General features: G+C 66.7%; 19 protein-coding genes. 1 reads left to right on the forward strand and 18 read right to left on the reverse strand.

The genetic code is table 11. From position 1 onward, the window contains the following. Positions 1 to 6 precede the first annotated feature (6 nt). The 18 genes from ABS88_RS10930 to ABS88_RS11015 all read right to left on the reverse strand — a co-directional run bounded on the left by ABS88_RS10930 (position 7) and on the right by ABS88_RS11015 (position 22,241). Positions 7 to 276: a hypothetical protein gene (locus tag ABS88_RS10930; RefSeq protein ID WP_286749738.1), complete on the reverse strand. Its 270-nt coding sequence runs from the start codon at positions 274 to 276 to the stop codon at positions 7 to 9. After that, positions 273 to 2,495, reverse strand: coding sequence for a hypothetical protein (locus tag ABS88_RS10935; RefSeq protein WP_286749739.1), 2,223 nt, complete (start codon positions 2,493 to 2,495; stop codon positions 273 to 275). Before ABS88_RS10935 ends, ABS88_RS10930 begins: the two co-directional genes overlap by 4 nt. Before the next feature lie 127 nt (positions 2,496 to 2,622). Continuing rightward, positions 2,623 to 5,103, reverse strand: coding sequence for a hypothetical protein (locus ABS88_RS10940; protein WP_286749740.1), 2,481 nt, complete (start codon positions 5,101 to 5,103; stop codon positions 2,623 to 2,625). After that, positions 5,094 to 7,964 (reverse strand): hypothetical protein, encoded by a 2,871-nt coding sequence (locus ABS88_RS10945; RefSeq protein ID WP_286749741.1) that lies wholly within the window; start codon positions 7,962 to 7,964, stop codon positions 5,094 to 5,096. Before ABS88_RS10945 ends, ABS88_RS10940 begins: the two co-directional genes overlap by 10 nt. A gap of 143 nt (positions 7,965 to 8,107) precedes the next feature. Further along, positions 8,108 to 10,249 carry a hypothetical protein gene (locus ABS88_RS10950; protein WP_286749742.1) on the reverse strand — a complete coding sequence of 714 codons (2,142 nt, stop codon included), beginning with the start codon at positions 10,247 to 10,249 and terminating at the stop codon, positions 8,108 to 8,110. Position 10,250: 1 nt separating this feature from the next. Further along, positions 10,251 to 10,751 carry a hypothetical protein gene (locus ABS88_RS10955; protein WP_286749743.1) on the reverse strand — a complete coding sequence of 167 codons (501 nt, stop codon included), beginning with the start codon at positions 10,749 to 10,751 and terminating at the stop codon, positions 10,251 to 10,253. Continuing rightward, a complete protein-coding gene (locus tag ABS88_RS10960; protein ID WP_286749744.1) occupies positions 10,748 to 11,200 on the reverse strand; it encodes a hypothetical protein in 453 nt (150 codons plus the stop codon). The genes ABS88_RS10955 and ABS88_RS10960 overlap by 4 nt, the downstream gene beginning before the upstream one ends. Then, positions 11,197 to 13,527 carry a phage tail protein gene (locus tag ABS88_RS10965; RefSeq protein ID WP_286749745.1) on the reverse strand — a complete coding sequence of 777 codons (2,331 nt, stop codon included), beginning with the start codon at positions 13,525 to 13,527 and terminating at the stop codon, positions 11,197 to 11,199. The genes ABS88_RS10960 and ABS88_RS10965 overlap by 4 nt, the downstream gene beginning before the upstream one ends. Further along, positions 13,524 to 14,144, reverse strand: a complete 621-nt coding sequence (locus tag ABS88_RS10970; protein WP_286749746.1) for a phage connector family protein — start codon at positions 14,142 to 14,144, stop codon at positions 13,524 to 13,526. The genes ABS88_RS10965 and ABS88_RS10970 overlap by 4 nt, the downstream gene beginning before the upstream one ends. 142 nt (positions 14,145 to 14,286) lie before the next feature. Further along, on the reverse strand, positions 14,287 to 14,736 hold the full coding sequence (locus tag ABS88_RS10975) for a hypothetical protein (protein WP_286749747.1): 450 nt from the start codon (positions 14,734 to 14,736) through the stop codon (positions 14,287 to 14,289). Between the two features lie 80 nt (positions 14,737 to 14,816). Beyond that, on the reverse strand, positions 14,817 to 15,749 hold the full coding sequence (locus ABS88_RS10980; protein ID WP_286749748.1) for a phage capsid protein: 933 nt from the start codon (positions 15,747 to 15,749) through the stop codon (positions 14,817 to 14,819). Between the two features lie 259 nt (positions 15,750 to 16,008). Further along, positions 16,009 to 16,869 carry a hypothetical protein gene (locus ABS88_RS10985; RefSeq protein WP_286749749.1) on the reverse strand — a complete coding sequence of 287 codons (861 nt, stop codon included), beginning with the start codon at positions 16,867 to 16,869 and terminating at the stop codon, positions 16,009 to 16,011. Then, complete coding sequence (locus ABS88_RS10990; protein WP_286749750.1) at positions 16,866 to 17,225, reverse strand: hypothetical protein; 360 nt, start codon at positions 17,223 to 17,225, stop codon at positions 16,866 to 16,868. Before ABS88_RS10990 ends, ABS88_RS10985 begins: the two co-directional genes overlap by 4 nt. After that, positions 17,212 to 18,861 (reverse strand): portal protein, encoded by a 1,650-nt coding sequence (locus tag ABS88_RS10995; RefSeq protein ID WP_286749751.1) that lies wholly within the window; start codon positions 18,859 to 18,861, stop codon positions 17,212 to 17,214. Before ABS88_RS10995 ends, ABS88_RS10990 begins: the two co-directional genes overlap by 14 nt. Positions 18,862 to 18,886: 25 nt before the next feature. Further along, positions 18,887 to 19,765 carry a hypothetical protein gene (locus ABS88_RS11000; protein ID WP_286749752.1) on the reverse strand — a complete coding sequence of 293 codons (879 nt, stop codon included), beginning with the start codon at positions 19,763 to 19,765 and terminating at the stop codon, positions 18,887 to 18,889. A 28-nt stretch (positions 19,766 to 19,793) separates the two neighbouring features. Continuing rightward, the gene (locus ABS88_RS11005; protein ID WP_286749753.1) at positions 19,794 to 20,039 is read right to left on the reverse strand and encodes a hypothetical protein; all 246 of its coding nucleotides are present in this window, start codon (positions 20,037 to 20,039) and stop codon (positions 19,794 to 19,796) included. Further along, a complete protein-coding gene (locus ABS88_RS11010) occupies positions 20,036 to 21,682 on the reverse strand; it encodes a terminase large subunit domain-containing protein (RefSeq protein ID WP_286749754.1) in 1,647 nt (548 codons plus the stop codon). Before ABS88_RS11010 ends, ABS88_RS11005 begins: the two co-directional genes overlap by 4 nt. Then, positions 21,630 to 22,241: a hypothetical protein gene (locus ABS88_RS11015; protein WP_286749755.1), complete on the reverse strand. Its 612-nt coding sequence runs from the start codon at positions 22,239 to 22,241 to the stop codon at positions 21,630 to 21,632. Before ABS88_RS11015 ends, ABS88_RS11010 begins: the two co-directional genes overlap by 53 nt. 1,324 nt (positions 22,242 to 23,565) lie before the next feature. Between ABS88_RS11015 and ABS88_RS11020 the strand changes: the two genes are divergently transcribed. Beyond that, positions 23,566 to 23,727: a hypothetical protein gene (locus ABS88_RS11020; RefSeq protein WP_286749756.1), complete on the forward strand. Its 162-nt coding sequence runs from the start codon at positions 23,566 to 23,568 to the stop codon at positions 23,725 to 23,727. Positions 23,728 to 23,974: the final 247 nt, after the last annotated feature.

Consider the following 23,974-nt stretch of genomic DNA (forward strand, 5'->3'; position numbering starts at 1 on the left):
CTTCTCCTACGATCCGAACAGCGCCGACCACGCTTTCGAAAGCGCGGCGCCGATGGTCCCGCCAGCCAGCCCGACGCCGATCAGCAGCCCGACGCCCTTATTCTTGAGCGCGGCCAGCTCGGCCTTGTCGGCCTGAAAGTCCTCGCGCAGCTTGGCGATTTCCTCGCGTGTCTCGGTGTGGACGCGCAGGCGCTCCGCTTCGGCCTTGTTCATGGCGGCGGCGATTCCTTCGACGAGGGTTTCGATACGGGCGAGGCGTTCGGCTTGGGTGGTCACAGCAGATACGCCTCGAAATAATTGTTCGCCGTAAGCCCAGCCGTCCCGGCCAGAAGATCGCGAGCAAAGGCCTCCTGCGCGCAGACCTTCACCGTGTCGCCGCGTTCGAGCGGGAAGATGCAATGCAGATCGAGCGGATAGGGGTCGGAGATTGCAGGGCCGTCCGGCGTCCTCTGGTGCAACTCGCGAAAAGGGACGGTTTCCGCGTTCTTGAAAAAGCCGAGACGGCACAGGCTGTCTGCGCCGGGCTGATACAGAAGGTGGGCATGGAGCGAATAAAGTCCCTTCGCCGGGGCCGTGAACGTCGTGCCGCTGAACAGTCCGCCCGGATCGACCAGTTCGCTCGCGAAGGTGATGGGGTTGGAGCCGTCGTAACTTGATGCCTGCACCTGCCCCGCCGCCGTGCTGACGCGCGCGATGACGGCACCGAGAGTGAGCTGACGATGTGCGAGGATCGATGAGCCGTTCGCCTTCGACGCGACCTCGGCACTGTTGCCCGACAAATTGCCTAGCAGGCGCGACAGGGTCAGCGCGCCGAAGCCGCCGGGCAAGCTGTAGAAATGGTCGATGCTGATCGACGCCATGTTCGACGAGTTGCCCCAATCGATCATTGTCGCGGGCAAGTCGCCATCGGTCGGGATGTCGAAACGGTGATGGTTCGTCATCGACAGATTGGTCACAATGGTGGCACCGCCCGTGACCAGCTCGACCGACTTGGTCGGCCATGTCACATTGCCGGTGCTGGCATCTTTGCGATAGATGTGGCGAACGACACCGAAGGACGCGTGCTGGATGCCTTCAAGCCGGATGCTCTTGAAGCAGGCGTCGAGTTCCATCGCATCGACACGCAGCCGCTGCACAGTGCCCTCGGTCGGCTTCCAGTCGAACGCGACGCCGCTGCAATATTGCGCGGACACTTGCTCGAAATGCAGCCCGGCGCCCGCCCCCTTGAAAGCACCTGCCGCGCTGAGCGCCCACAGTGTGCGGATTTTCGAGAAGTTGAATACCTGCGTCACGCTGTCAGCGTTAAAGGCATAATAAGGGCTGCCCCAGATGACCGCGCCTTCAAAGGTGCAGTCGAACACGTGCCAGCCATCGGCGGTCAGCGCATCGCCGTGCCGCTCGATAAAGATTACGTCGCCGCGAATGCCGTTCGTCGCGGTCATGACCCCGAATTGCATCGAGTTTACGCCATAGAGCAGCAGGCCGTGCCGACGGGTCGCGGAACCGCCGACGCTCGTATCCTCGAACGACAGCGGGCCGACATAGCCGCCGTGAATGAAACGGAAGCCATGGTTAGGATCGTTGTGGATCGACAATAGCGGCCCATCGGCAGTGCCGTCGCTGACCAGCGTGACCTTGCCCGACGTGGGCAGGTTGGGACCGGCAGGGCCGGGACTATCGACCGTGACGCTGTTGTCAAAGGTCCATTCCAGCGCACCCGGCGTGACCAGATAGCGCGTCTCTTCCCCGGCGCCGCCAAGCCGTCCCGGGCGGCCCGTCGCCTGCATGGCGGCGAGCAATTTCTGCAGTGGCTCCGTGTCGTTGGCGACGCCATCGCCCACAGCGCCGAAATCCTTGGCGTGCAATTCGTCGAACAGCTTGTCGGTGATCGATCGGGCAACCCCGCCCACGCCGGAAAAGATGGCCGCGACCAACGATCCGCCGAAAGGCTGCGCAAGGTCGGTGCGCAGCCCGCCGTCGGTGCCTCCGTCCGCGGCAGGATAAGGCAATCCGTCGACGCCGAAGCCGAGCAGATGTCCTGCCATTACGTCGGGCATAGGCAGCGGATGGGCGGCTGACCCGCGCGGAAACATCAGCGCCCGCGAAGCGATCAGGTCGGCCAGCTTCGACAAGTCCTGATGCGACATGACCATGTCATCGAGCTGGTTTTCCATCGCCCCGGCGTTGCCGGCGACCGCCATGCGCGGCTCATATTGCTGTTTCAGCGCCGTCGCCCGCTCGATGCGATAGGTTCGCCCGGCTTCCAACGCGATCTCGGTCAGAAAGCCGGTCGGCGGATTCGCGCGGCCGTTGCCGCCGATCGCATAATCGCTGCCCATGGTCAGCGGCGCGCCGTCGTCGGCGCTGTCGGCGCCCGCGACCAGCCGCGTCACGATCAGGTCGGATGGGACCGCCCATTTGAACGCGATCGACACCGGCGCCGCCGTGCCCGTCGCGACGAACGTCCTGCTATTATCCTGACCAGAAATGCCCATCTATACCCCGACGCTGCACAGCCGGGCCACAGGCCCAGAAAACCATGAAGCGTGCGGGGGTGGGCGTCGCACGATCCCGCTAGGGATGTCGTTCGAATAATCCTGTCAGGATCATTTTGCAAGCGTGTTACCAGCCCGCGGGCAGGCCTTCGCTCCCTGCGTCGGCCGTTCCGCCGGCCCACGCATTCCCAAGATCGGGCAAGCGCGCCGCGCCCAGCCCCTCGCCGGGCGGCAGCCAGAAGGCCGTGCCTTCCTTGTCGGCGCGTTTCACCTGCTTGGCGTAAAATTCGTCGGCTTCGGGATCGATCAGGCGCTGGATCGCATCCATCACGCCGCGCTGCCACACCTGCCGCAGATACCAGAGGTTGCCGCCAGGCGTCTCGTAGCGAACGATGTTCGAAAGGTCGCGGCCGATACGCGTGTTCGTCGCCGGATCGCCGTCGAGCGCGCGCGCCGCGTTGCCGATCGTCAATTGCCCGACGCTCGCGCCCGTCTGCGCCAGCGGCCCCAGCAGCGTCTGCGCCAGCCCGCCGCCAAAGCTGTTCGTGCTGTTGTAGAGCAGGTCGCCGAACAGCCCGAGCCCGCCCGATTGGACGATCGCCTTGCCCAGGAATTTCGGGTCGTCCATCGGCATCGGGTCTTTCCCGCTCGCGATGCTCTTGAGCTGCGCCGACAACGCGCCGCCGGCGACGAGCAGGGTGAACAGGCCAATACCATAGCTCGTCTTGCCCCACGCTCCGGGCTGGTCGAGCATCCGGCGGCCGTGCAGGTTGATCATCGCCATCGGAAAGCTCTTGAACAACAGCGCCGATTTGGCGATTTCGCCCTTCCACGTCCCCGGTCGAAACATGCTGTTCATCTGCGTCCGCGTGCGGATGTCGGGCATCATCACCGCATAGTCGGTTTCGGCCAGCACCATCTGCAACATGCGCTCGGCAACGCCGCGATCCTTGACGTCGTCGGGCAAAATCCAGCGGCTGCCGCGTTCCTCGCGCGGCTTCGTCGCGCGCCAGATGTCCCAATCGCGCGGAGACAGGCCATGGCCCTGCATCTGCCGCTGCAACGCGGGGTCGAGGTCGGTAAAGGCCCGCTCGCGCATCGCCGACAAATGCCCGAAAAACTCCATCCCGAACGCCCACTGGCCGTTGCGCGTATGGCGCGCGAGCCCCTGCGACCGCAGCACGAAATCGGCGACGCGGCGCGATATCTCGCCCGTCAGTTCCTCGCCGGTATAGCGATAGCTCGCGCTCGACAGCGCCAGCCAATCGTCGGTGACGAGGCCCAGCCGCACCGCCAGTTCGCGGTCGGCCGCGTTCGCCGGATTCCACAGGCTCATGTAGCGGCCGAGCGCGCGCATCACCGGCACGCGGTTATAATGCGCCGTCACCATCATCGTCGCGAAATCGGGAACGACGGACAGGACCGCGCTGCCCAGCTTTGCCGCCGTCTGCGACGCGCGCACGCCGGAAAAGGTCAGAGCCAGGCGCCGACTGTCGGGCACCTTGTTCGCGGCCGTCAGCTCGTCGAAAATGTCCTGGAGGCGGTTGGCATAGCCCGACACCTTGTCGATTTGCGCCTGCGATCCATGCTCGCCGATGCTCTTCGCGATCCATTCTTTCTGGAAGCGGATCATCGCCGCGGGGTTCGGCCCCATCGACTCCATCAGCGCAATCTCGCGCGCCATCGACGACACATGGCCGACGAAGATGTCATAGATATTGTCGTTGCCGCCGAACCGCTGCTGATAGTTCAACCAGTCGTCGGCATTGGCGAAATGGATCACGCGTGCATCCGCGCGCTGATTCGCCATCGATCCGCCGAAATTGGCGCCGGGCTTTGCGCTGTCGGCGCCGTCGCTCCAGATGCCGTCGAACACCCCGCGCAGCAATCGCTCGCGGCGCTCACCCGATGCGAAATTGCCAAGCTCGATGTCGCGCACGCGCGCGTTCTCGATCTCGGGCCGCGCACGCCACAACACCCACGCCTCTTCCTTGTCGGGCGAGAGCGCACGGACAAGCCGGCTGTCGTGCCGCTGGGGAAAGACATAATCGTCCAGCTTCGCGGTATGCCCGCCCGCCGCGTTGCGCCGCTCGCGCAGCGCGTCCATCGTCGCGCCCATCGCGTCGGCCAGTTCCTTCGCATTCAGGTCGCCGGTCGATTCGCCGAACCGCTCGCGCAGCGCCAGCATCAAGTCATCGCGATGCCGAACCTCGCCCAGCAGGTTACGGCGATGCCGTTCGAGCATCTTGGAAAAACCGGCAAGATAGGAGTTGCGCACCGCGTCGACCCGCTTGTCGAGATTTTCCAGCCAGGCGCGCGCCGCAAACGGGTCCATCGGCGCATCGGCGCCGCCCACGCGCCCCTGCATGTCGGCCAGCCAGTCCGACTGCGCCTTGGCGGCCTGCGCCGCGACCCGCTTCTTATAGGCGAACTCGCGTTCGATCGCCGCGACCGTCTCCGTCGTCGCGCGCGCCTTCGCGGCCGCGTCGCCAAGTTCGTGATCATAGCGATTGAGCAGCGTCTCATAGATCGCCCGCGCCCGCACCGCGCGCTGCCCGGTCAGCGTGCCGTTGTCGATCAGGTCGGGGATGCAGATACTTAGAGACATTGCTTGATCGCCTCGATTTCCGCCGCTTCGGCGTCCAGCTCGGCCGCGATATCGGCCCAGCTTCGCGGGTCGCCATTCTCGTCGAGATAAAAGGCGACTGGATCCGGCGCGGCACCATCCCCCGCGCCGTGCAGCGCGTCCATGTCGTGCGTCACGCTAGCGGAAAGTGCGGCCGTCAGACCGTCGTCGATGCCGTTCCCGTCTGCGGCGGAGGCGATGTCCTCGACGTCGACAGCGCCAGCAGGCGCGCCGCGCGCGCCGCCTTCGCGCGCGTCTCGGGCGTCAACCGCGAATCGCTCGCCGCCGCTGTCAGGCTCGACGCTGTCGAGGTATCGGGCAAAGGCATCATCATAGTCCCCGCTTTCATAGCGCATGTCGTCGAGCGCGTCCACGATCGCGTCATGCGTCAGCGCCGCCAGCGCCTCGTCCTCGTTTGCTATGTCCTCACGCAGCATCAGCCGCGCCAGCGCGTCCACATCGTCGGGCGTCAGGTCGACATCCTGATAATTCGCCCACTCCAGCATATGCGCGCGCATGTCGGCCAGCGTTTCCGGCGCGACCCATTGGTCGATCGTCGAAAGGTCCGCCAGCGGAACCATGTCCCGCCGCGCATCGGCGCCCGCCATGCCCCGTTCCAGGTAAGACAAAGTCTCCGCGACCGTCGGCCGCCCGCCGCCGGCGCCGCGCAGATAGCCCGCCTCGAACAGCATTTCGCCCGCGCGGTCGATCGCCATCCCGCCCTGGCGCACCAGCGGTCCCGCCGCAGGGACCATCACCGACTGGCGGCGCGGCGCGGGAACGCGCTTGCCGGTGAGCGGATCGGTGCGCGCCTGCACAGCATCGATGCCGAACCGCTCGATCAGTTCATGCCCTTCGTCGTCGGCGATCCCACCCGCCCGCGCGATGAACCGAAAGGCATCGACAGGGGCGCGGTCGACCGGCGCGCGGCGAAAGCTGCCGTCGGCGCGCTGGACGAGCAGGCTCTTTTCAGTCGCGGCGATCCGCTCCAGCGCGCGGCGCACTTCGGCTTCGCTGGCATCGAGGCGATCGGCGATGCCTTTCAGGTCCGACAGCCGCGCCGTCCCGGCGATCTCGCTCCGCAACTGCGGCACCAGCGCCATCTCGCGGTCGGTCAGACCGTCCACGGCGTCGGCACCGCGCGGGGGCAGTAGGGCGATGTCGGGCACTCCCGCGTCGACAGGCACGATGTCCTGGTCGATCGCGGCCGCGATGCGCTGTTCCGATTCCGCGTCGCGCACCGCGCGCGCTGCATCCTGTTCGGCGTTAAGCCGGTCGATGTCCGCCTGCACCGCCGCGACGGCGTCGATGCCGCCATCTTCGGCCAACTCGGCGCGGGCGCCAGCGCGGCGCGGCGGCGGCTCGCTCATCTTGCGGTGCGCCCAGCGAATGACATCGCCAGCCGTCATCCCGCGCATCCACGGATTGGCCTTGACCACGCTCGCCCCCAGCACGTCGGCCGCCAGCGCGTCGGCATCGGCAGCGAACAGCTTGCGCGCGCCGCCCTGCCCGGCGAAATGGGTCAGATACAAATTGCCCGCCGTCTCGGCCTCGCCGACCGAGCGCAGGAAGCGCGCATTGTCGGCGGTCAGGTCATCCATCAGCGTTTCCTGCAAGACGCCGTCGGAGCGCTTGGCAAGGATTTGCGCGTCGTTCAGCCCTTGCGATCCGAACCGCCGCTTGTAGTAAGCCAGCCACGTCCCGCTGGTGAACTGATACCGCCCCGTCGCCGACGATAGCGGATTGCGCGCAATGTCGGGATTGGCCGCGCCCCCCGATTCGGCCTGCCGGATGCGCGCCTTGACCGCCGTCCGCGCGCCCGTTCCGCCCGACGACAGGCTGGTGCCACCCATCAGCTCGCCGCGCGCTGTCGGGACGGGGTCTTGCGGGACGATCGCGCGATAGGGTCGTCGTTCGACCGGCTGCAACAATTCGGCCAATCGTCTGTCGATTTCACCGGCGTGGACACTATCGCCCACGATCCCCGGCTTGAACGGCGATCCCGCCGCCACCTCCGCCTCGCGCCGCAGCCCGTCGACCGCCGCGCGCTCCTCCGCCGTCATGTTGCCGCGCCCGATCAGGCTTTCGGCGATGTCGGGCAGGGCGCCGTCAGCAATCGTCATACTGCCCCGCAACGCATCGCGTTGCGCCGGGGTCAGCTTGTCCCACTTGCCCCCGGCAAGCCGCGACCGCACCGCTTCGGGCAGCCGGTCCCAATTGTCCAGAATGGCGCTGTTAAGCCGCTCGCGCAACACCTCGCCCCCCGCGCCGATCTTGGGCGCCGCCAGCTCGACGCCTTTCAAGGCGCCCCCCAGCACGGCGCTCGCGCCGCCGGAAACCAGAACCTGCTTGGTGGCATCGCCGACGGTAAGATTTTCTCCCATCAGGTCTCGCGCACGCTTCGTGGCTGGCAGGTTCAGCACTTCGGTTCCGGCGCCGACGATGCCTTCGACCAGGATCGTCTTCAATAGCCCCGCCTCGCCTCCGCCGATCGGCAGGGTTGCCAGATTATAGGGGTCGGTCATTCCAGAGCCTAGGCCGCCTAATACTCCGGCAAAGCCGCTACCCCGCTCCAGTGTCCGCATGTCGCGAGCGCGACCACCGAACCGGGTCGCGACCTGCCGTTCGAATTCTTCGCGCGTCTTGCCGACAGTGCCGAAGCGGTCGGGAAAGCGCTCTCGCTGGCGATTGACCTCTGCGATGATCGCGTCACGATCCGGCACGCGAAAGGTTCGCGAGACGCCGATCGACGATGCGGCGTCCCGGAAAAGCGTTCCCTTTTCGCTTGTGTCGACGCCCAGGTCGCGAAGCGTCCCCAACAGGTCGTCATAGCGGTCGGCCATTCGCTGATTTTGCGTCAGCAGTTGGTCGTCCTCGGCGGAGCGGAACCCTGCCTGCACCGTCTGAATAAAACTTGGCGCCGGTCCTTCGGTCGCCGGGAGTGTCTGCGAGGTCGGCCGCGTCGCGGTCGGGGAAAGCGCGCCCGTCATTTCACGAACAGCGCGTAGGGGCCGCCGTCCCGATGCTGGAGATAGCGGCCGCTGGCATCAACGAGATAATAGACCGCGCGACCGTCGGCATCGTCACGCTGGAAAACAGGCACCATGTGGCCGACGATCCATGCCTTCGGCACCGCGCGGCCACTGCCGTCGACAGCCCCGTCGTAGGTCGCGCGTGCGACCGTCCGGGCAAACCCCCGCTCGGTCGATTGGTCGGGCAGCAACACCGCGCCGCCATTGACACGGCCGATTCCGCCGCGGCGAACACCATCCTGCCACGTCGCGCCCATGGCAAGCTGAACCATCTGACCGAAGCCCTCCGCGTCGAATCGATCCTTCGTCAACCCGTGGCGCGACGCCGACTGCGCATACAGGTCCGCCGCCAGCCCAAGCTTATCGTCGAACTCGTCGCCGAGCAGCCCCGCCACGCGGCCCAGCGTCGCGCGAAACGCCATTGTCGCCTTGTCCATCGGGACAAGGTCGGGCTGGGCCTTGCGGATTTCGCGCCCCTCGATCGCCATCTGGCGCGCCGCCTTCGTCGGCAGCAGCATCACTTGACCCAGGCCTGGCTGCGCGCGTTGCGCAGCATCGAACGCCGCGGCCCGGTCGGGCGAGGCGGCGAGGCTGTTCACCAGCGCCAACCGCCCCTGCGGCGTCTTCACCACTTCCTTGTTCGTGTCAGCGTCGCTATCGGCAACATGATCATAGCGGGCGCGGACGTGCTGCAACGCCATCTGTTCCCACCGGCTCGCGGCGCCCGCATCGACCTTTGCCTGCAACGCGGTCGACCAGCTCTGGAGCTGTGCCGCCGACCACCCCTGCGTCCGTTTCGCGACATCGACACCGATCGCCAGCCCGGCAAGCTCCACCTTCTCGCTCGGGGGCAGCGCCGCCCCGGCGTTTTCCACCGCCTTCATCTGCTCGGCCGTCGGCTGCACGCCCTGCGCGATCAATTCCTTGACCGTCCGCACCGCCTCGCGCGCCGCCGACACCTGCTCGCGCTGCGCCTGTTCGACCTCCGCCGCCGCGCGCTGGTCGGCCAGGTCGGCGGCTTTCAAGAGCCCCGCGCGTTCCTGCGGTGTCAGGAATTTCGTCATGAAGGCGGCGGGCGAATCGCCCATGGCGGCCTGCTGATCGTGGAGCGCCTCGGCATAGCGGGTTGCTTCGTCTGGAGAAGCGAAAATGCCCAGGTGATTACCGGTATCGTAATAGTGCTGGATCGCTTCGTCGTCGGTCATGATCGTGCCGTCGTCGGCGACGGTCGGAACCAGAACCTCGCCTTCGTCGGTTCCGAACGAAATCGTGCGAACGGTGGACACGATGCCGTCGGCGTTCCGCACGGACGGGCGATCGTAAATATTGATATTGCCCGCGACCTTCGGCTTCACGTCGGTCTTGATCTTCGGCAGCGTAAGCAACTCGCGGACCTGCGCCGTGTTACCCGCATCGAGCTGGGCCTTCAGCACGGTGTTGGCGAACAGGTTGCCGGCATCGTCCTTCAACGTCTGGCGGGCCGTCCCCGACAGCTTCATGCCATCGATCAGCAATTCCGATTGCGACAGCGCCGACTTGAAGGCCGCGGCGCTCGGAACTTCTTGCAACTGGATGGCCGTGCTGTCGCGATATTTCTGCCAGTTTCCCGTCTGGTATTTGGCGAACTCCTGCAATTCCCATGCGCGCTCGCGGCCGACCGTCGCGGCCGCCTCGCCGCGCAGCAGCGGCTCGAACCGCGCGATGACTTCGGGATCGTTGCCCAGCGTCGCGCGAAACTCGGCAGTGCGGCGCTCGACTTCGCTTGCTACCTGGTCGCCGTGCCCCGCCGCGCCGGGTTTCGCATCGGGTCCGACGCGGGTTTCATTCGCATATTGATCCAGCCCGGCGCGAAACTCGGCAAAAGCGCCCGCGCGATCGGCAATCGTCGCCGCCCGCTCGCGCTCCAGCCGCTCCATCTCGATCCGGTGCGCGGCTTGCAGGTCGGCCTCGTCGTCTTCCGCTTCCTGCCGCTGGATGCCCGACACCGTCCCGGCGATCCGGTCGAGCGCCGCGACGACGGGTCGCGTCCGCGCGCTGCTGTTGGGCACATAGGCGTCGGCCTGGCGCGCAGGACGGGCGATGCGAATTTCGACCATGTCAGCTTCCCAGCCCGTAACCCGCGCGCTGCGTTGCGCGCGTCGACGCGCCCCGCTGCGCCGCCTGCGCGTCGCTGCGCTGTTGCGCCGCGCCGCCGATTGCGGCGGTCGCCCCGTTCAATATGCCCATATAGATCGCCGTCTTGGCGGCCTTGCGCCGGTCGGTCGCCGCCGCGCGCTTCTCTTCGGCTTGCAGATAGGCCTGGTGACGGATGTTCATCCCCTCCATCTCGCGCTCGATCAGCGCCTGCGACAGCACGTCCTGCGCGCTGCCGCTGCCGATCGCGAACCCGCTGCCCGCCAGTGCCGCCATGTCCTCGCCGATCGCCATCCGGCTTTCGCGATAGGCGGCGACGCCGTCGGCCGCCCCCTGGCTCTCGTCGCGGCGCGCGCCTTCGTCCAGCGCGCGCGCCTCGCGGCGCAGCCCCTTCGCTTCGACGACGCCCCCGATGACCGGCGCCGCCGCCTGCAATCCAATCGCCAGCGCGGGAAGGAAGCTCATGCCGCACCCCCTGCGGCGATCCGCGCATAGAGCATATGATTCTCCCGATTGGGGCCATAGGCGCGCATCAGCCCCTCGGCCTCGAAACCCAGCAGCTTGGCAAAGCGGTGGCCCGCATCGAAATCCTCGCGCACGTCCATCGCGATCCGGTGCGCCGGCTGCTCGGCCAGCCAGCCGCGCACCGCGCGCACGATCGGCAGCATCCACGGCCCGGCGTCTTCGGCGAACAGCGCCACCAGCACCGTCGCCCACGCATCGCCGACGATCCCGCCGACCAGTCGCACGCGCCCGTCGGCGCACTCCGCCGACACCGGCGCGGCGCATGCACAGATCAGGTCGACCGCAACCGCCCCCGGATCGGCGGCGGTCTCGCTGCGCTGCGCCGGCTGCACCGCAAAGCCCAGCAGGTCGCTCGGCATGAACGGGCGGATGATCGCGCGCGCGCTCACCGGTTGCGCCCCCCGTGCTGTTCCACCACCTGGTCGGGCTGCACCGCCAGCAGGGTCGCGGGCGTCGGCCGCACGCGCCGCACGATCAGCGCGCGGTCGCGGCTCCAGTCGCCGAAGGCGTCGCACCATCTGGCGCCGGTGAACAGCGGCGGCAGCGTGCCGAAAGGCTGGTCGAACGGCGCCGTTTCCAGTGCCTCGATATTGCCATCGACCTCGATTTCCAGCCCGTCGCTGTTGAGCAGATAGACGCCCGCCTTCGGGATGCGGCCGACCTTCGACAGGGCGGGACCATTGTCGCCGCCGGACTCCAGCGGCAACAGGTGCAGTTCGGCGGGGAAGGGATGGCCGACGATGATCGTGCTCGCCGGCGTCTCCAGCGTCGCGGCGCCCGCGCCATTGAGCACCACGCCGGGGATCGTCAGCCCGTCGGCCAGCACGTCGACCGCCTGCCCCGCCAGGTGCGGCGCTGCGATCGCCGTCGTCGGCGCGCCCTCGTAAATCCAGCAGGCGTCGGCCATGACCTGGCTGCGCGAGGCGTCGCCGCTATCGCGCATCCGCGCCATCCGCAGCATCCGCCCCGTCTCGCCGCTCGCGTCGGCCGCCGTGATCCATAGCTGGTCGAATCGCCCGTCGGGGTCGGGAATGCAGCATACGCCCGTCGCCGCCATCCCGCCGCCCAGCGCGCGCGTCGCCCAGCCCAGCGCCTCCTGGTCGGGCTTGTAGAGCATGGCCGACAGCGTGCCGTCGCCGCGCGCGCTCCACACCAGCCGCACCTTTTCCTTCTGCCAGGCTAGGCGACCAAGGCCGGGGTCGCCCATATGCTCGCTGTTCGCGGTCAGGTCGGGTCCGTCGTATCGGTCGCGCGTGACCGCATAGCCATATTCGATGACCTTCTGCCGCGCCGCCTGCACGAACAGTACGCGCCCGCTCGCCTCGACCGGCACGCCCGGCGCCGCGCCCTCGTCGCTTTGCCGTGCGCGGCGGATCGCGCCGGGGCCAATCACTTCGGCCGCCGATCCCGCGCCGATACGGTGTTCGCCGGTTCCGGTTCCGACCAGCAAATCCTCGTCGGGCACCATCCAGCGGATATAGTCGGCCGCCGGTATCTGCGCCGACAGTGCCTGGTCCTTCGACGCGTCGCCCAGCTCGTTGAGCGGTGAAAAATCGTCGAGGTCGCCGATCACGCTGCCATAGACCGTCGCCTGGAAACCCAGCATGTGCCGCTCGTTCCAGATGCATCCGCATTGCGGCCACCCGCTTGTGTCCGAAAAGGCCCCGAACTGCCAGCGCCACGTCGCCGGCGTCCCGGCGACCGAACCGCCGATGTCGGGGGGCGCCCATTCATAGGTGTCGGGGTCGAACGCGGTCGGCGTGAAATAGATACCGCCCAGCACCGGGTTATAGACGCTCGAATAATTGACCGCCGACGACACCGAATAGGGCAGGCGGCGGATCACCGTCGCGCTGACATGCGTCGTGTCGGTGAAGGCGGTGATGCGCAGCAGGCCGAACCGATCGTGCAGATACGCCCATTGCACGCCATAGACGATGTCGTTGGCGTCGGCGGTTCCCATGCCGTCCCACTCGACCCCTTCGGTATGGATCGGCGCTACGCCGCCCGTCTTCCCTGACGATACCGCCTGATAGATCGCGCCGTTCGACTGGCGCAGGTCGCCCGCGGTCACCGCCATCCCGACGTCCCACGCCGGGATGCTGCCCAGGTCGATCGCCTCCATGCGGAACAGGCGGCCGACGTCGGTCGCCGCGAACAGTGGCGCGCTGGCGGTCAAGGTCACATTGCCTTCGGTGCTCGACGACGTGACCGTCAGCGCCTTGTCCTGGTTGCGGGGAAGGAACGGGCCGCCGTTGAACACCAGCGGATCGAGCGCGAACGTCGTCGCGCTGGTGCGATACAGCTTCCGCGTCTGCACCGCCGGGTGATAGAGATAGAGCGCATCGAGCGCCTGGTGCCAGTAGATCTCGCCGAGCTGATCGGCCGTCCACGGCGCGTCAATCTCATAGGGGACGCCCGGCGCCGTCTCGATGCGAACATTGTTCGTGAAAAAGCGCAGCTTGCCCTCGCTCGCCTCGACGACATAGGCCTGCGTGCGGTTGAAGACATAGGGGATGGGGATCGCGTGCGGCGCCCGCGTCGCGCCCTGGTCGATCGTGCCGGGGCATGCCTCGGCGGGGCCTTGCAGGCGCGGCAGCCACCCGTCCATCCGCTTCACCCCGATCTCGCGCGTGCGCAGGTCGACGCGGCACGACACCAGCGGCGACAACTCACCGGCGGTAAAGCTCACCTGCGCGGGTGCGACATGACTCATCGGTGCCAGCGCATCGGGTCGCCGTCACACCCGCCCCCGCCAAATCCTCCCATGGCCGCCACCGCGCGCGACAGATATCGCGGTGCGGGTCGGTCGATGTCGCCCGTCGCCAGCGCGTCGCTCCGCTTCGCCGTCGCCAGCGTATCGTCGAACAGCGCCGACATGCGGTCGCGGATCGACTGCGACGCGGCGATGGCCTCGCACAGGTCGAACGCGAGTTGCGCCGTCACCGCCTTCGCCAGCAGCGGCGACCATTTCGTCGGGTCGGGCTCGTGCCGGATGAACCGGACGATCACCGGCCCCTCGCAGTTGGACAGCAGGAATTCGCCTTCCTGCTCGGCCTTGAAATAGTGAATATGGCCGCGCGACCATGGCAGCCAGCGCAGGCAATCGGGACGCAGCTGGAATCGATACGCATATTCGGCGCCCTCGATCGGCGTGCTGCTCGTCGCCGTCGTCGATTCGCGCGTGACGCAGCAATTCCACGGATGCAGTTCCTGGATCACCGGCACCTGGATCGCCAGGCTGTCGCGCGCCGCGGCCGCCACCGAGCCGCCCTGCCCGATGTTCAAAAGGCGCGTCGAGCTTCCCAGCCACGACAGCGCCAGATTGGCCATTTCCGTTTGTCCCGCAGACTGTCCCATCGCGACTGTCGCCCTTCGGGGTGGGACGGGTCAGGCCGCCGATCGTGCCCACCCCTGGAAACGACCGGCGGCGCCCGGCGCGACCGAAAACGCCGCGCCGCTCTATCGACCGGCGTCAGCCGGGCGAAAGAACATGGAAATCGACGATGACGATGCCCGCGCCGGGCAGGTCGGCGACGTCGATCGTCATCCCGATCGTCTCGGCCGCCGTCGCCAGATCGTCGTCGAACGTCGTCGCCACCGCCCACGAAACGATCGCATTGGCCGTGGTGCCATAGGCTTTCAGCGCGCCATATTTGGCGGGCGAAGCTTCGGGGCCGAACGAAAGCTGCGACGTCGTCAGGCTGACGCTCGAAATCACCTCGATCTTGCTGATGATCGTCCCGCGCGGCTTGACGAACAGCACGTTGAAATCGGCGTCGACCTTCGCAACCGCCGTATCGGACAGGTCGAGCACCTGCCGGAAAACGCGCAGGTCGGCATTCCACAGCCAGCCCGGCGCGCGCGCCAGCGCATCGGTGCCGTTCAACAGCCCCCGCGCGATCGAACCATAACCCTTTGCCATGATCTTGCTCCTCTATGTCGCCGCGAACCGCGGCGCGGAAAATGGAGCGGGCGGGACGCGTGCCCCGCCCGCCGAAAGCGTCAGGTGCCCGCGCATTCGATGATGAAGCACTTGTCCTCGTGCACGCGCGCAGCGCGGCCGTTCGAATAACCAGCGATCAACTCGTCATGGTTCATCATCGGGACCGTGTCGGTGTGACCCTCGAACTCGGTCCAGGTGTTGTAGAACATGCCGCTCGGCAGCCAGCAGGGCAGGCGGCGGTGACCGCTGCCGTTTACCGCCAGCGCTGCCGCGTTCGGATACTGGGTCGGGTCGTCGATCTCGGCGGGCACCCACTTGATGCCCATCCATTCGGTGATCTCGCCATTCTCCAGCGGCTTCGTGTTGCGATAATCGCCGTTGGTGAACTTATCCATCGCCAGCAGGTCTTTCGCCTCATAGGCGGTGATGCCGACATGCAGGCGATCACTCTTGGTCTGGCGGGCAAAGCGGCGCTTGCGCAGGAACTGGAGTTGGTTGATCTTCGCAAAGGTCAGCCCGACATAATTGGTCGCCGTCTCGCCATAGTCGGCGGCGATGACGTTCGCGCCCTTGAAATTGACCGTGCTGGTGCCTTCCTCGCCAACGATCGCCGGGCCGTAGAAGCCGAGCAGCCACTGATCGTCATGATAGGCGCGCGCCGCGTCGGCCGTCCCCATGACGATCGGCGATTTGACCTCGACCGTGGTCGAGGTCTTGTCGTCGGCGTCGATCGGCACCGCGACGCCGCTGCGCTTTTGCTTGGCGATCCAGCGGCGTTCGACGGTCGGGAACGACAATTGCGTCTTGCCGTGCCGCTCCTGGATTTGCTGCATCTGGAGGCGCGAGAAACGGTCGGTGATTTCGACCCGCTTGCCCGTGTCGCTGCCCTGCGTCGCAAGCGGACGAAACAGCCCGCGATCTTCGGCCAGCGCCATTTCGACGGCACCGCGAAAGGCGACGGTGCGAACGACGTCCTGATAATGTTCCGGCATTGGTTTTCCCCATTATCCGCTGGGGAACAATCCCGGCAGCGGCGTCAAAAACGATCGGTCGATGGTTTTCGACGGGGTTGCGGCTTGCGCCGGGCCGTCTGGCGATTGGTATCGGCTCGCTCGCCGCCGCCGCTTTGGCGGACCTGCACCGGGGCCGCGACGCTGCGCGGGGTTGCCGGGATGGCTTTCACGGGGCGGACCATGAAGAAATCCGCCCCGCTACTCACTGTCGAACAAATGTTCCTGTCAGAATAATTTGTCAACCCCTCCGCGCGCGCTCGACGGCCCGTGCTTCGGCGGCGATGAAATTGTTATATTCGCGGTTCTCTTGCGTGCCGGCGGTGTTGGCCTTCTTGACCCATTCGGGGTTGGCCATCTTTTCCTGCCGCACCGCGCGCACCTGGTCGATCGTCATGCTGTCAAGGTTGGCGGGCGAGGGCGCCCCGCTTCCGCCATCGGCGGGCGGGGTCGCGGGCTCGCCGAATCCCTGCGCCAGCCCGAACAGCAATTTCAGCGTGCGCGATGCGCCGAGTTGCGCCTCGATCCCCTCGACCGCCTTCATCGTCTCGTCGGGATCGCCCAGCCCATGCTTTTCCAGCATCGCCGTCACGCTGTTGAGCTGCGCCTGGTAATCGCCGCCCTTCGACGTCAGTTCGGTTTTGAAGCTGTCGACTTCGGCCTTCGCCGCGTCCTGTGCCGCCTGCAACTGCCCTGCCACGGCGCTGTTGTTGAAATCGACGATCTTCTTCGCCTGCGACGGATGCAGCCCGATCTCGTGCGCCAGCGCACGAAATCCATCGCCGAACTGCGCGTCATATCCGTCGGGCACGCTGATCTCATAGGCGGCGGCATCGGCGGGGCGCGCCGCGTGAAACATCTCGAAATTGTCGATCGCCGTGTCGGCCGTGGGCAGCTTCGGCGCTCCCAGCTTCGATCGAGCCTCCAGATGCCCGCGCGCCAACGCTTCGACGTCCGCATAGCGCGTCAGGTTCACATCGCCCTTCAAATCATCGGGCAGCCTACCCAGCCATTCGGGCGTCGCTCCGCCGCCGCCCGGCTGCTCGGCGCCGCCGCCTGCGATCTCGGCGGCCGCGCCGCCCCCCGCTTCGTCACTCATCATTCCGTCTCCTCGGTCAATTCGCGCTCGCGAGCGCGCAAACGCATCAGCGTCTCGTCGTCGCCGTCCCATGCGGCGATCAGCCTGTTCACCATCGCGCGGTTCGCCGCACGCGCGGTTTCCTCGCGGTCAGACTCGGCGATCCGGGTCGCACCCATCGCTGCCATGTCGGCCAGCAGCAGGAAGAACAGCCGCCCGTCGCGCGTCGGATTGTCGGGATCGCCGAACAGGCGCCGCATCAACCGGCGCCGGAAATACTCGACCTCCATGCGGTCGCGGATCGCCGAAAGCTGCTCGCGCGACCGCGCCACCGCGCGCGCGATCGGATCGCCCCCGAACGGTGCGTCAGGCTGCGGCACCGGCGGCCTCCGCCTGGCTCAAATCGTTCGCGGCCTTGCCGATGACCGGCAGCACCTGCGTAAGTTGCTGGAGCTGCTGTTGCTGCACCGCCGCCTCGTCGGCCGCGCGCTTTTCCTCGTCGGTCGCCCGCCACGTCGCCGGCATCCCGTTGATCCGCGCGACCTCGACCTGCACCCGGTCGATTGGATATTCGGCCAGGAACGTCTCCAGCGCGTCGGGCTTGATCTGCCACAACGGCGTCATCTGCTCGACGGTGCGGAAGAATCCGGCGGCGCCCGCCGCTTCCATCATGCCGTTCAGCGGGTTCGCATAGCGCACCGCGAACAGCCCGCCCGCTTCCGCGACCTCGCCCGGCATGTCGTCGAAATCGCCGAGCTGGTCCATGCACCAGATTTCGCGCGGCAGCATCGGCGAAAACCATTCGGTTTCCTGTTGCGCCAGCGGCGCCAGCAACATGCCCTTCTCGACATTGCGTTCGTTGATCTCGAACGCCGTGACGTGCGTCTTGATGTCCTCGCGCACCATCAGCATGTTGGTATAGAAATATTGGTCGAGCCGCTGGTGCAGCGCATCGCGCACCCGCTCCATCGGCATCGTATCGATCGCTTCGATCAGCGACTGGATCAACTTTTCGCCGCGCATCGACACCGCGCCGAACGTCACTTCGCGCGGGCCATAGCGGACCTGCCCCGCCAGGTTGTCGTCGGCGGCGCCCAGCGGCGGCTGCGCCGACAATTCGGACGCGACCATGATGTCGACCGCGATCGCCTGCAACGCGCTCGCAGTCGGCAGCGCATCGACGCCGCGCCCGCGCCCATATTTCTCGCCCGGCGACTGTTTCAGCCGCGAATAGGTTCGCGGGCTGGCGTGATAGCCGCGCGTCTCGAAGATTTCCTTGTCCGCGATGCTGATGAAATGCGACGTCAGCGGCATCCCGCGCCAGTCGCCGCGCCCGCGCTCGACCTGCATGTTCGGCTTGATGACGTGCAGGAACTCGCACGGCTCGCGTTCGCGCCTCGGGTCGCTCGCCATCTCCAGCACTTTCGGCGCGCGCTCGAGCAACGGCCCCCAGCGCCGTTTCGCCTCGATCGCGGGCAGGCAGAATTTGCGCTTGCTGCCGCCGACGACGCCCTGCCAATCCTCTTCGATCGTGATTTCGTGCAACGGCTCGCTGCGATACGACAGGCCGACGGCATTGCCCCAATAATCGCGGCGCACGTCGACGAACATCGATTGGTTGCCGAACCCCAGCAGCCGCTGCGCGCTCATGTCCGATTGCTGGACGAACCCCGACGCCGCCTCGTTGCGCCGCTCGAACAGCCGCTGCGTCTTGCGTTCATACCATGCCGCGACATGCGCCAGCTTCATCAATTCGTCGTCGGGCGCTTCCAGCACCTGCCAGCGGACGCCCTTGGGCATGACATAACCGGTGAACACCGTGGTCCCGGTATCGAGCGCGTGAACGCCATAATCGTCATACAGCACCCGGTCGCGCGATCCCGGCGTGCGCTCCCCGATGAAATGGGCATCGCGGGGAAGGAACAATTCGGCGACCTGTTGCCACAGCCGATCGAACGGCGCGCGCTCGCTCTCTTCGGTCGAACGCTCTTTCAGCATCTGCTGGACGTCGAACATCGTTCCTCCCCCGCGATCCGAACGATCAGGCCGCCACGGCTTCGGGCAGCGGCGACAGCCGGCGGAAGGCGAACGATCCCGCCGGGAACTCCGCCAGCGTCCCGCCGCCAACGCGCACCGGCGGCATCAGCTCGGCGCGATAGACCGTCAGCGGGTCGCCCGCGCTGCCGCCTTCGATGATCAGGATCGCCTCGCTCGCGGTAAAGCCGACCGCATCGCGCGCGACCGACAGCGCGACGTCCAGCACCGCGCGGCCGCTCTCGTCGGGCAATTGCTTCGCCTCGATCCCGCCGATCTCGAAACCGGGCATGAAGGTCGCGCCGTCGGCCAGCCGCAATTCGATGCTCGACGCGCTGCCTATGTCCAGCGCCGTCGCGATCGGCGCCGCGACGATGGACGCATATTCGCGCCGCGCCCGGTCGGCCTGCGCCATCCGCTTCTTCTCGGCGGCCAGCGTCGCATCCTCGACCGCCTTGGCCGCCTTCTTCTGGTCGCTCGCGGCCTTGCGCTGATCGGCTGCCGCCGCATCGCTCGCCGCCTTCGCGTCGGCCGCCGCCTGCTCGGCTAGGCGGGCATCGCGCGAGGCCAGCGCATCTTCGATCTTTTCGTTCCAATCCACCGGCGCGAGAGCCGCAAGGACCGCTTCGTCAGCGAGCGCGCGAAAGTCGATCTTGGCCAAGGCCTCGTCGATCGCGTCGCCGAACAGGTCGGTATCCTTCACGACGCCCAGGATCGTCTCGGGCATCTTTGCCACGAACTCGTCATAGGCATTGGCGTTGGCCGCGCCCTGTTTCGCCAGCGCGGCGTCGATCATCGCCTGCACATCCTCGCGCGTCAGCACCGGAACGCCCGCCGCATCCGCATCGCTCGCGGGATTGCCCGCATCATCCTTCTTGTTCGCCATCGTCGTTGCCTTTCTTCCTGTCCGGGGCTCAACTGCCCAATTTCGTTCCGCCGCCTACGCTGGCTTCGGCGCCGCCCGCGCCCAGCACCATGTTGGCGACGACACCGCGCCGTTTCGCCAGCAGGTCCGATTTCGCCGCCGCTTCGGCCGCCATGTTGCGCGTCGGGGTCGGCACCGGCTGCTGGACGGCCTTGTCCTTTTTCTTGCCGCCAAAGATCGATTTCAGGACACTGCCGCCGATCACGCCGCCGATCGCACTCGCCAGAAAACTCATCGCCAACCTCCTCCCGTCGCGGCGCCCGCCGCGAAGCCCGAATGGGCGACCCGCGTTTCGCGCTGCGCGCGCCGCTTTTCCTGCTCGGATTCTTCGGATGCGATCCCGCTCTTGCGGATCCACAGCACCCCATATTGCAGCGCGTCGTGGACGTGGCTGCACGGCCCCTTGTCGGGCTTGTCTTTCAGCGTCGCGACCCCCGACGTCGTCTTTTGCCTGGTAAAGACATAGCCGTTGTTGAAGCCGCGGCGGAGCTGGCGACACACCGGGCTGACCAGTATACCCGGCTTGCTGCCGACATTTTCGGTCAGGCAGGTGCGCACGGCTTTCAGGCGCGGGTTGATCCGGTTTCCCGCGACCGGCGCGGCGCGCAGCTTGCCCTTGAACTCGCCGACGAACTCCTGCGCCCACGACAATTTGTCCTCGGCCTCGCCATAGAAGATCGCGGGATCGGCGATGACCTCGCGCTGCAACCGCAGCTTCGGCCATTTCTGATCGATGTGCCTCCGCACCGCCTTGGCGAACGCTGTCGCCCCCAGCTTCTCCAGCACCGTCTCGTCGTCGGGCGTGACGATCACGATCTCGTCGAGCACCCGGATTTGCCCGTCGTCATCTTCCTGCAACAGCACCGCTGCCGGCGTGTTGCCGCCGTCGATCGCCAGCATCGCCGGGCGGTCGAGCGCGCGCAGCGGCTCGGCCGCGCAATGGAATTTGTCGTTCCACTCGGGATAGACAGGCTGGCCCGACCGCACCGCGCCGAACTCGTTGTCGACGAACCGCAGCTTGTCGTTCGCGGTCATCGTCGCCGCCATGCGGTCGTAATATCCGGGCTGGAGGTTCGCCAGATTCTCGGCTTCCGGCGTCAGGCCGCCGGGCTGGGGATGGAAACCGATCCCGAACTGCGCGCCATAGATCGCGCGCAGCTTTTCGAGCAGTTCCTCGCTCACCCCCATCTCGCCGTCGACCAGCCAGCCATAGGTGTAATTGTCGATGTCGGGCGCGTTCATGTCGGCCCACAGCCCCGACCACTGGCACCCACCCTCGCGCGTGCCAGGATAGCGGCCAAGGCGCGGCATCAGGAAGCCGCGGATATTGGGGTGCAGCGTGTCGACCTCGTTGAGCCAGCCCCATGTCAGGTTCACGCCCTTGAAAAGTTTTTCGGGCTTGTCCTCCTGGTCGACGGCGCGGAACAGCACCTCGATCTCCAGCGGGATCGGCTTGCCCGCGATCAGCAGGTCGATCGACAGGCTATGCTTGTGTTCCTTGCCGTTCCAATTGTCCTGCGTCTTCGGAAACCAGCCGAACCAGTCGGCCATGACGTTGGTTTCGAGCTGGCCATAGGTCGAGCGGACCACCATCCCGCGCGACCGGCGCACCCCGTCGCGGCCCGGCCGCTGCCACAGCGTCGCGTTCAGGATTTTCTGAAAGCATGTCGTCGTCTTGCCCGACCCGTATGGCCCCATGATCGCGGTCACGAACCGCCGGTCGGACAGGAATCGCTGCGCCACCGGCCCGACCGGCGCCAGCGTGACCGCCTTCGCCTCGCCGTCGAACTCGTCGGCCCCGCCGAGCAGGTTGATCGCGGCGGCATCAAGCATCGCCGCCGTCCCCATCGCCTTCGCCGTCACCGGGTATCGGATCATAGCGGACCCGCGTCGCGCGCATGACCAGCTCGCCGCTGTCGGGATCGATCGCCGCCAGCCCATGTTCCTCGATCGCGGCGCGCACCTCTTCGGCATCGCCTTCGCCCGCGACCGACAGGCCGGGCACCACCAGCACCATGTCCTTGCGCCGCGTGACCTCGACCGACACCGGCTGTTTGCCCTCGATGTAGGGGGCGGCGGCGTTCGCGGCTTCCAGTTTCAGCCGCATCGCATCGATCGCGCGCACCGGCTTGTGCTTCGCATCGCCGCCCTGCGCCGCCTCCATCTCGTCGATCAGGACGTCGAGCGGGCGCGACATGATCTCGCCGAACACGTCGAGCGGATGCCCATATTTGCCGACAAAATAGGCCGCGACCGTGACGTTGCGCTTGTTGCGCGATCCCGGCGGCCGACCGCGCTGCCCGCGCGCCCGATAGGCGCGCAGCTCGGATTTCTGCAAGCGGCCATGAACGCGCGGCATGGCGTCGACATCGGCAACCGAGGGGAAGAACCCCAGCTCGGGCTCGACCTCGGGCGCCGCATCGGCGGCGCGGTCCATGGCGGCGCCGGCCAGGCCCGTCGGTTCAGTTGACACGGAGTCCCGGCGCGCATAGCATCGCCGCTCCCTTCACACCGAACGGACGGCCACCGCCTTGCACCATCGCATCGCCAGCACCGACACCAGCCGCCGCGATTCCGCGCGCGGTTAGGGTTCGCGCGGGCGCGTCGCCCGCACCCGGACCCGTTTTTTCAGCGTCATTTCGGCCCGCTCGGGCCAGGGCGGGGTCCACCCGGACCCCGACCCCATCGGCTGCCGCAGTGTTCGCACGCCCCGGCGAAGCTGGCAGGGTGAGCAGGGGCGGGACCGGCCCCGCCTGGAACTTTTCCCCAGCCCCAGCCGCGCTATGCGCGAGGGGGGTAGAGCTGCGCCGTGCGGCGAAAGGGGGGCGCCCCCCTCGCGATCCGGCCGATCGGCGACGCGCCGCCTGGTCGGCCTCGATCGCGCCGGCCGGCGCCGCCGCATAATCGTCGATTAGACGACGCGCACCGCGAAGGGCGCGGGAAACCGCCGTTTCTGCCGATCCTGTGACGGGCGATCCTGTGACGATGCGCGAGGCGGGCCGCCGAAACCCGCAGAAAACCGCCGTTTCTATGCGGCGGGGCTGGAGAGCTTTTCCCTTCACCCGATCCAGCCCCGCCCGGCGGCCGCGTCCGACCCGATCGCCGCCGCCGAAGCCCGATATCCCGAAACTCTGGCGAAACGCCGAGCCCCGCCCGCTCCACACCCGTCCAGGGCGATATCCACCCCATATAAAATTCGGCGAAGGCGCGGCGAGCGAGAGCATCAGGCACGCGAGTTATCCTCACAGGATCAGGCCATGCAAGCTGTTCCGTCGGCAGAGGCAACCGGAACAGCGGCAGGAACAATCTAACCATATGTATTTCAATCCATAAATTGAGAAATGGGACGTGTTCCGCCTGTTCCGCCATTTCGCGCGCGCGTGATCATCCGCGCATGTCGCGCGATGTGGATTTTGGCCGGAACGCCGGAACATCAAGAAAATATCGAGATATCAATATATTGCGCCGGAACACTATCGGAACAGCCGGAACACTCCCCCGACCCGATAATGCCATCATCGCCGCGTGCGCCCCTGATTGAAATCAACGGGTCCGGGTCCGGGTCCGGGAGAAGTGATGTTGGAAACTATAGTCGGCGTAGTTTCATGGAGATAGAGGCGATAAGGAGCCGTGCGCACCGCGCGCCTGACGGCGCGCTGCACGGCGACACTATACGGGTTGACAAACGCCAGAATTATCCCCACAGGATAATTATGCAGCTAAAGAGCAGCATCCATCCACCGGAGCAAAGGAGTCCGACGATGACTGAACGCAAACACAGCTATGACGAAAAGCTGGCCAACATGAGCGACAATGAGGTCGCAGATGAAATCGCACATTGGGAAGATGTCAGCGGCGCCCCCGGCAGCTTCGCGCATTGGGCACTCGGCGCCGCCGAGCGCGAGTTGGACAACCGGTTGTGACCGCCTCGACCACGCTCGCGGCCGAACGCGCCGGCTACACCCGCCCCGTCTATCTTGAGCTGGGCTTTCTTATATGCTCCGACGCTTGACAGGAACACGATCAGGAACCCACGTAAACTGCTGACCTCGATCGCGACCATGCCGGCCCACCAAGCTGCAAACAACAGATTGAGCCCAGCCGATCGGCGCTCCAAGTTTTGAGGAAGGGCGACGCGTTCCCAGCCGATGCCCGTTCCGACTATGGCCC

It is taken from the genome of Sphingopyxis sp. SCN 67-31, assembly GCF_001725095.1.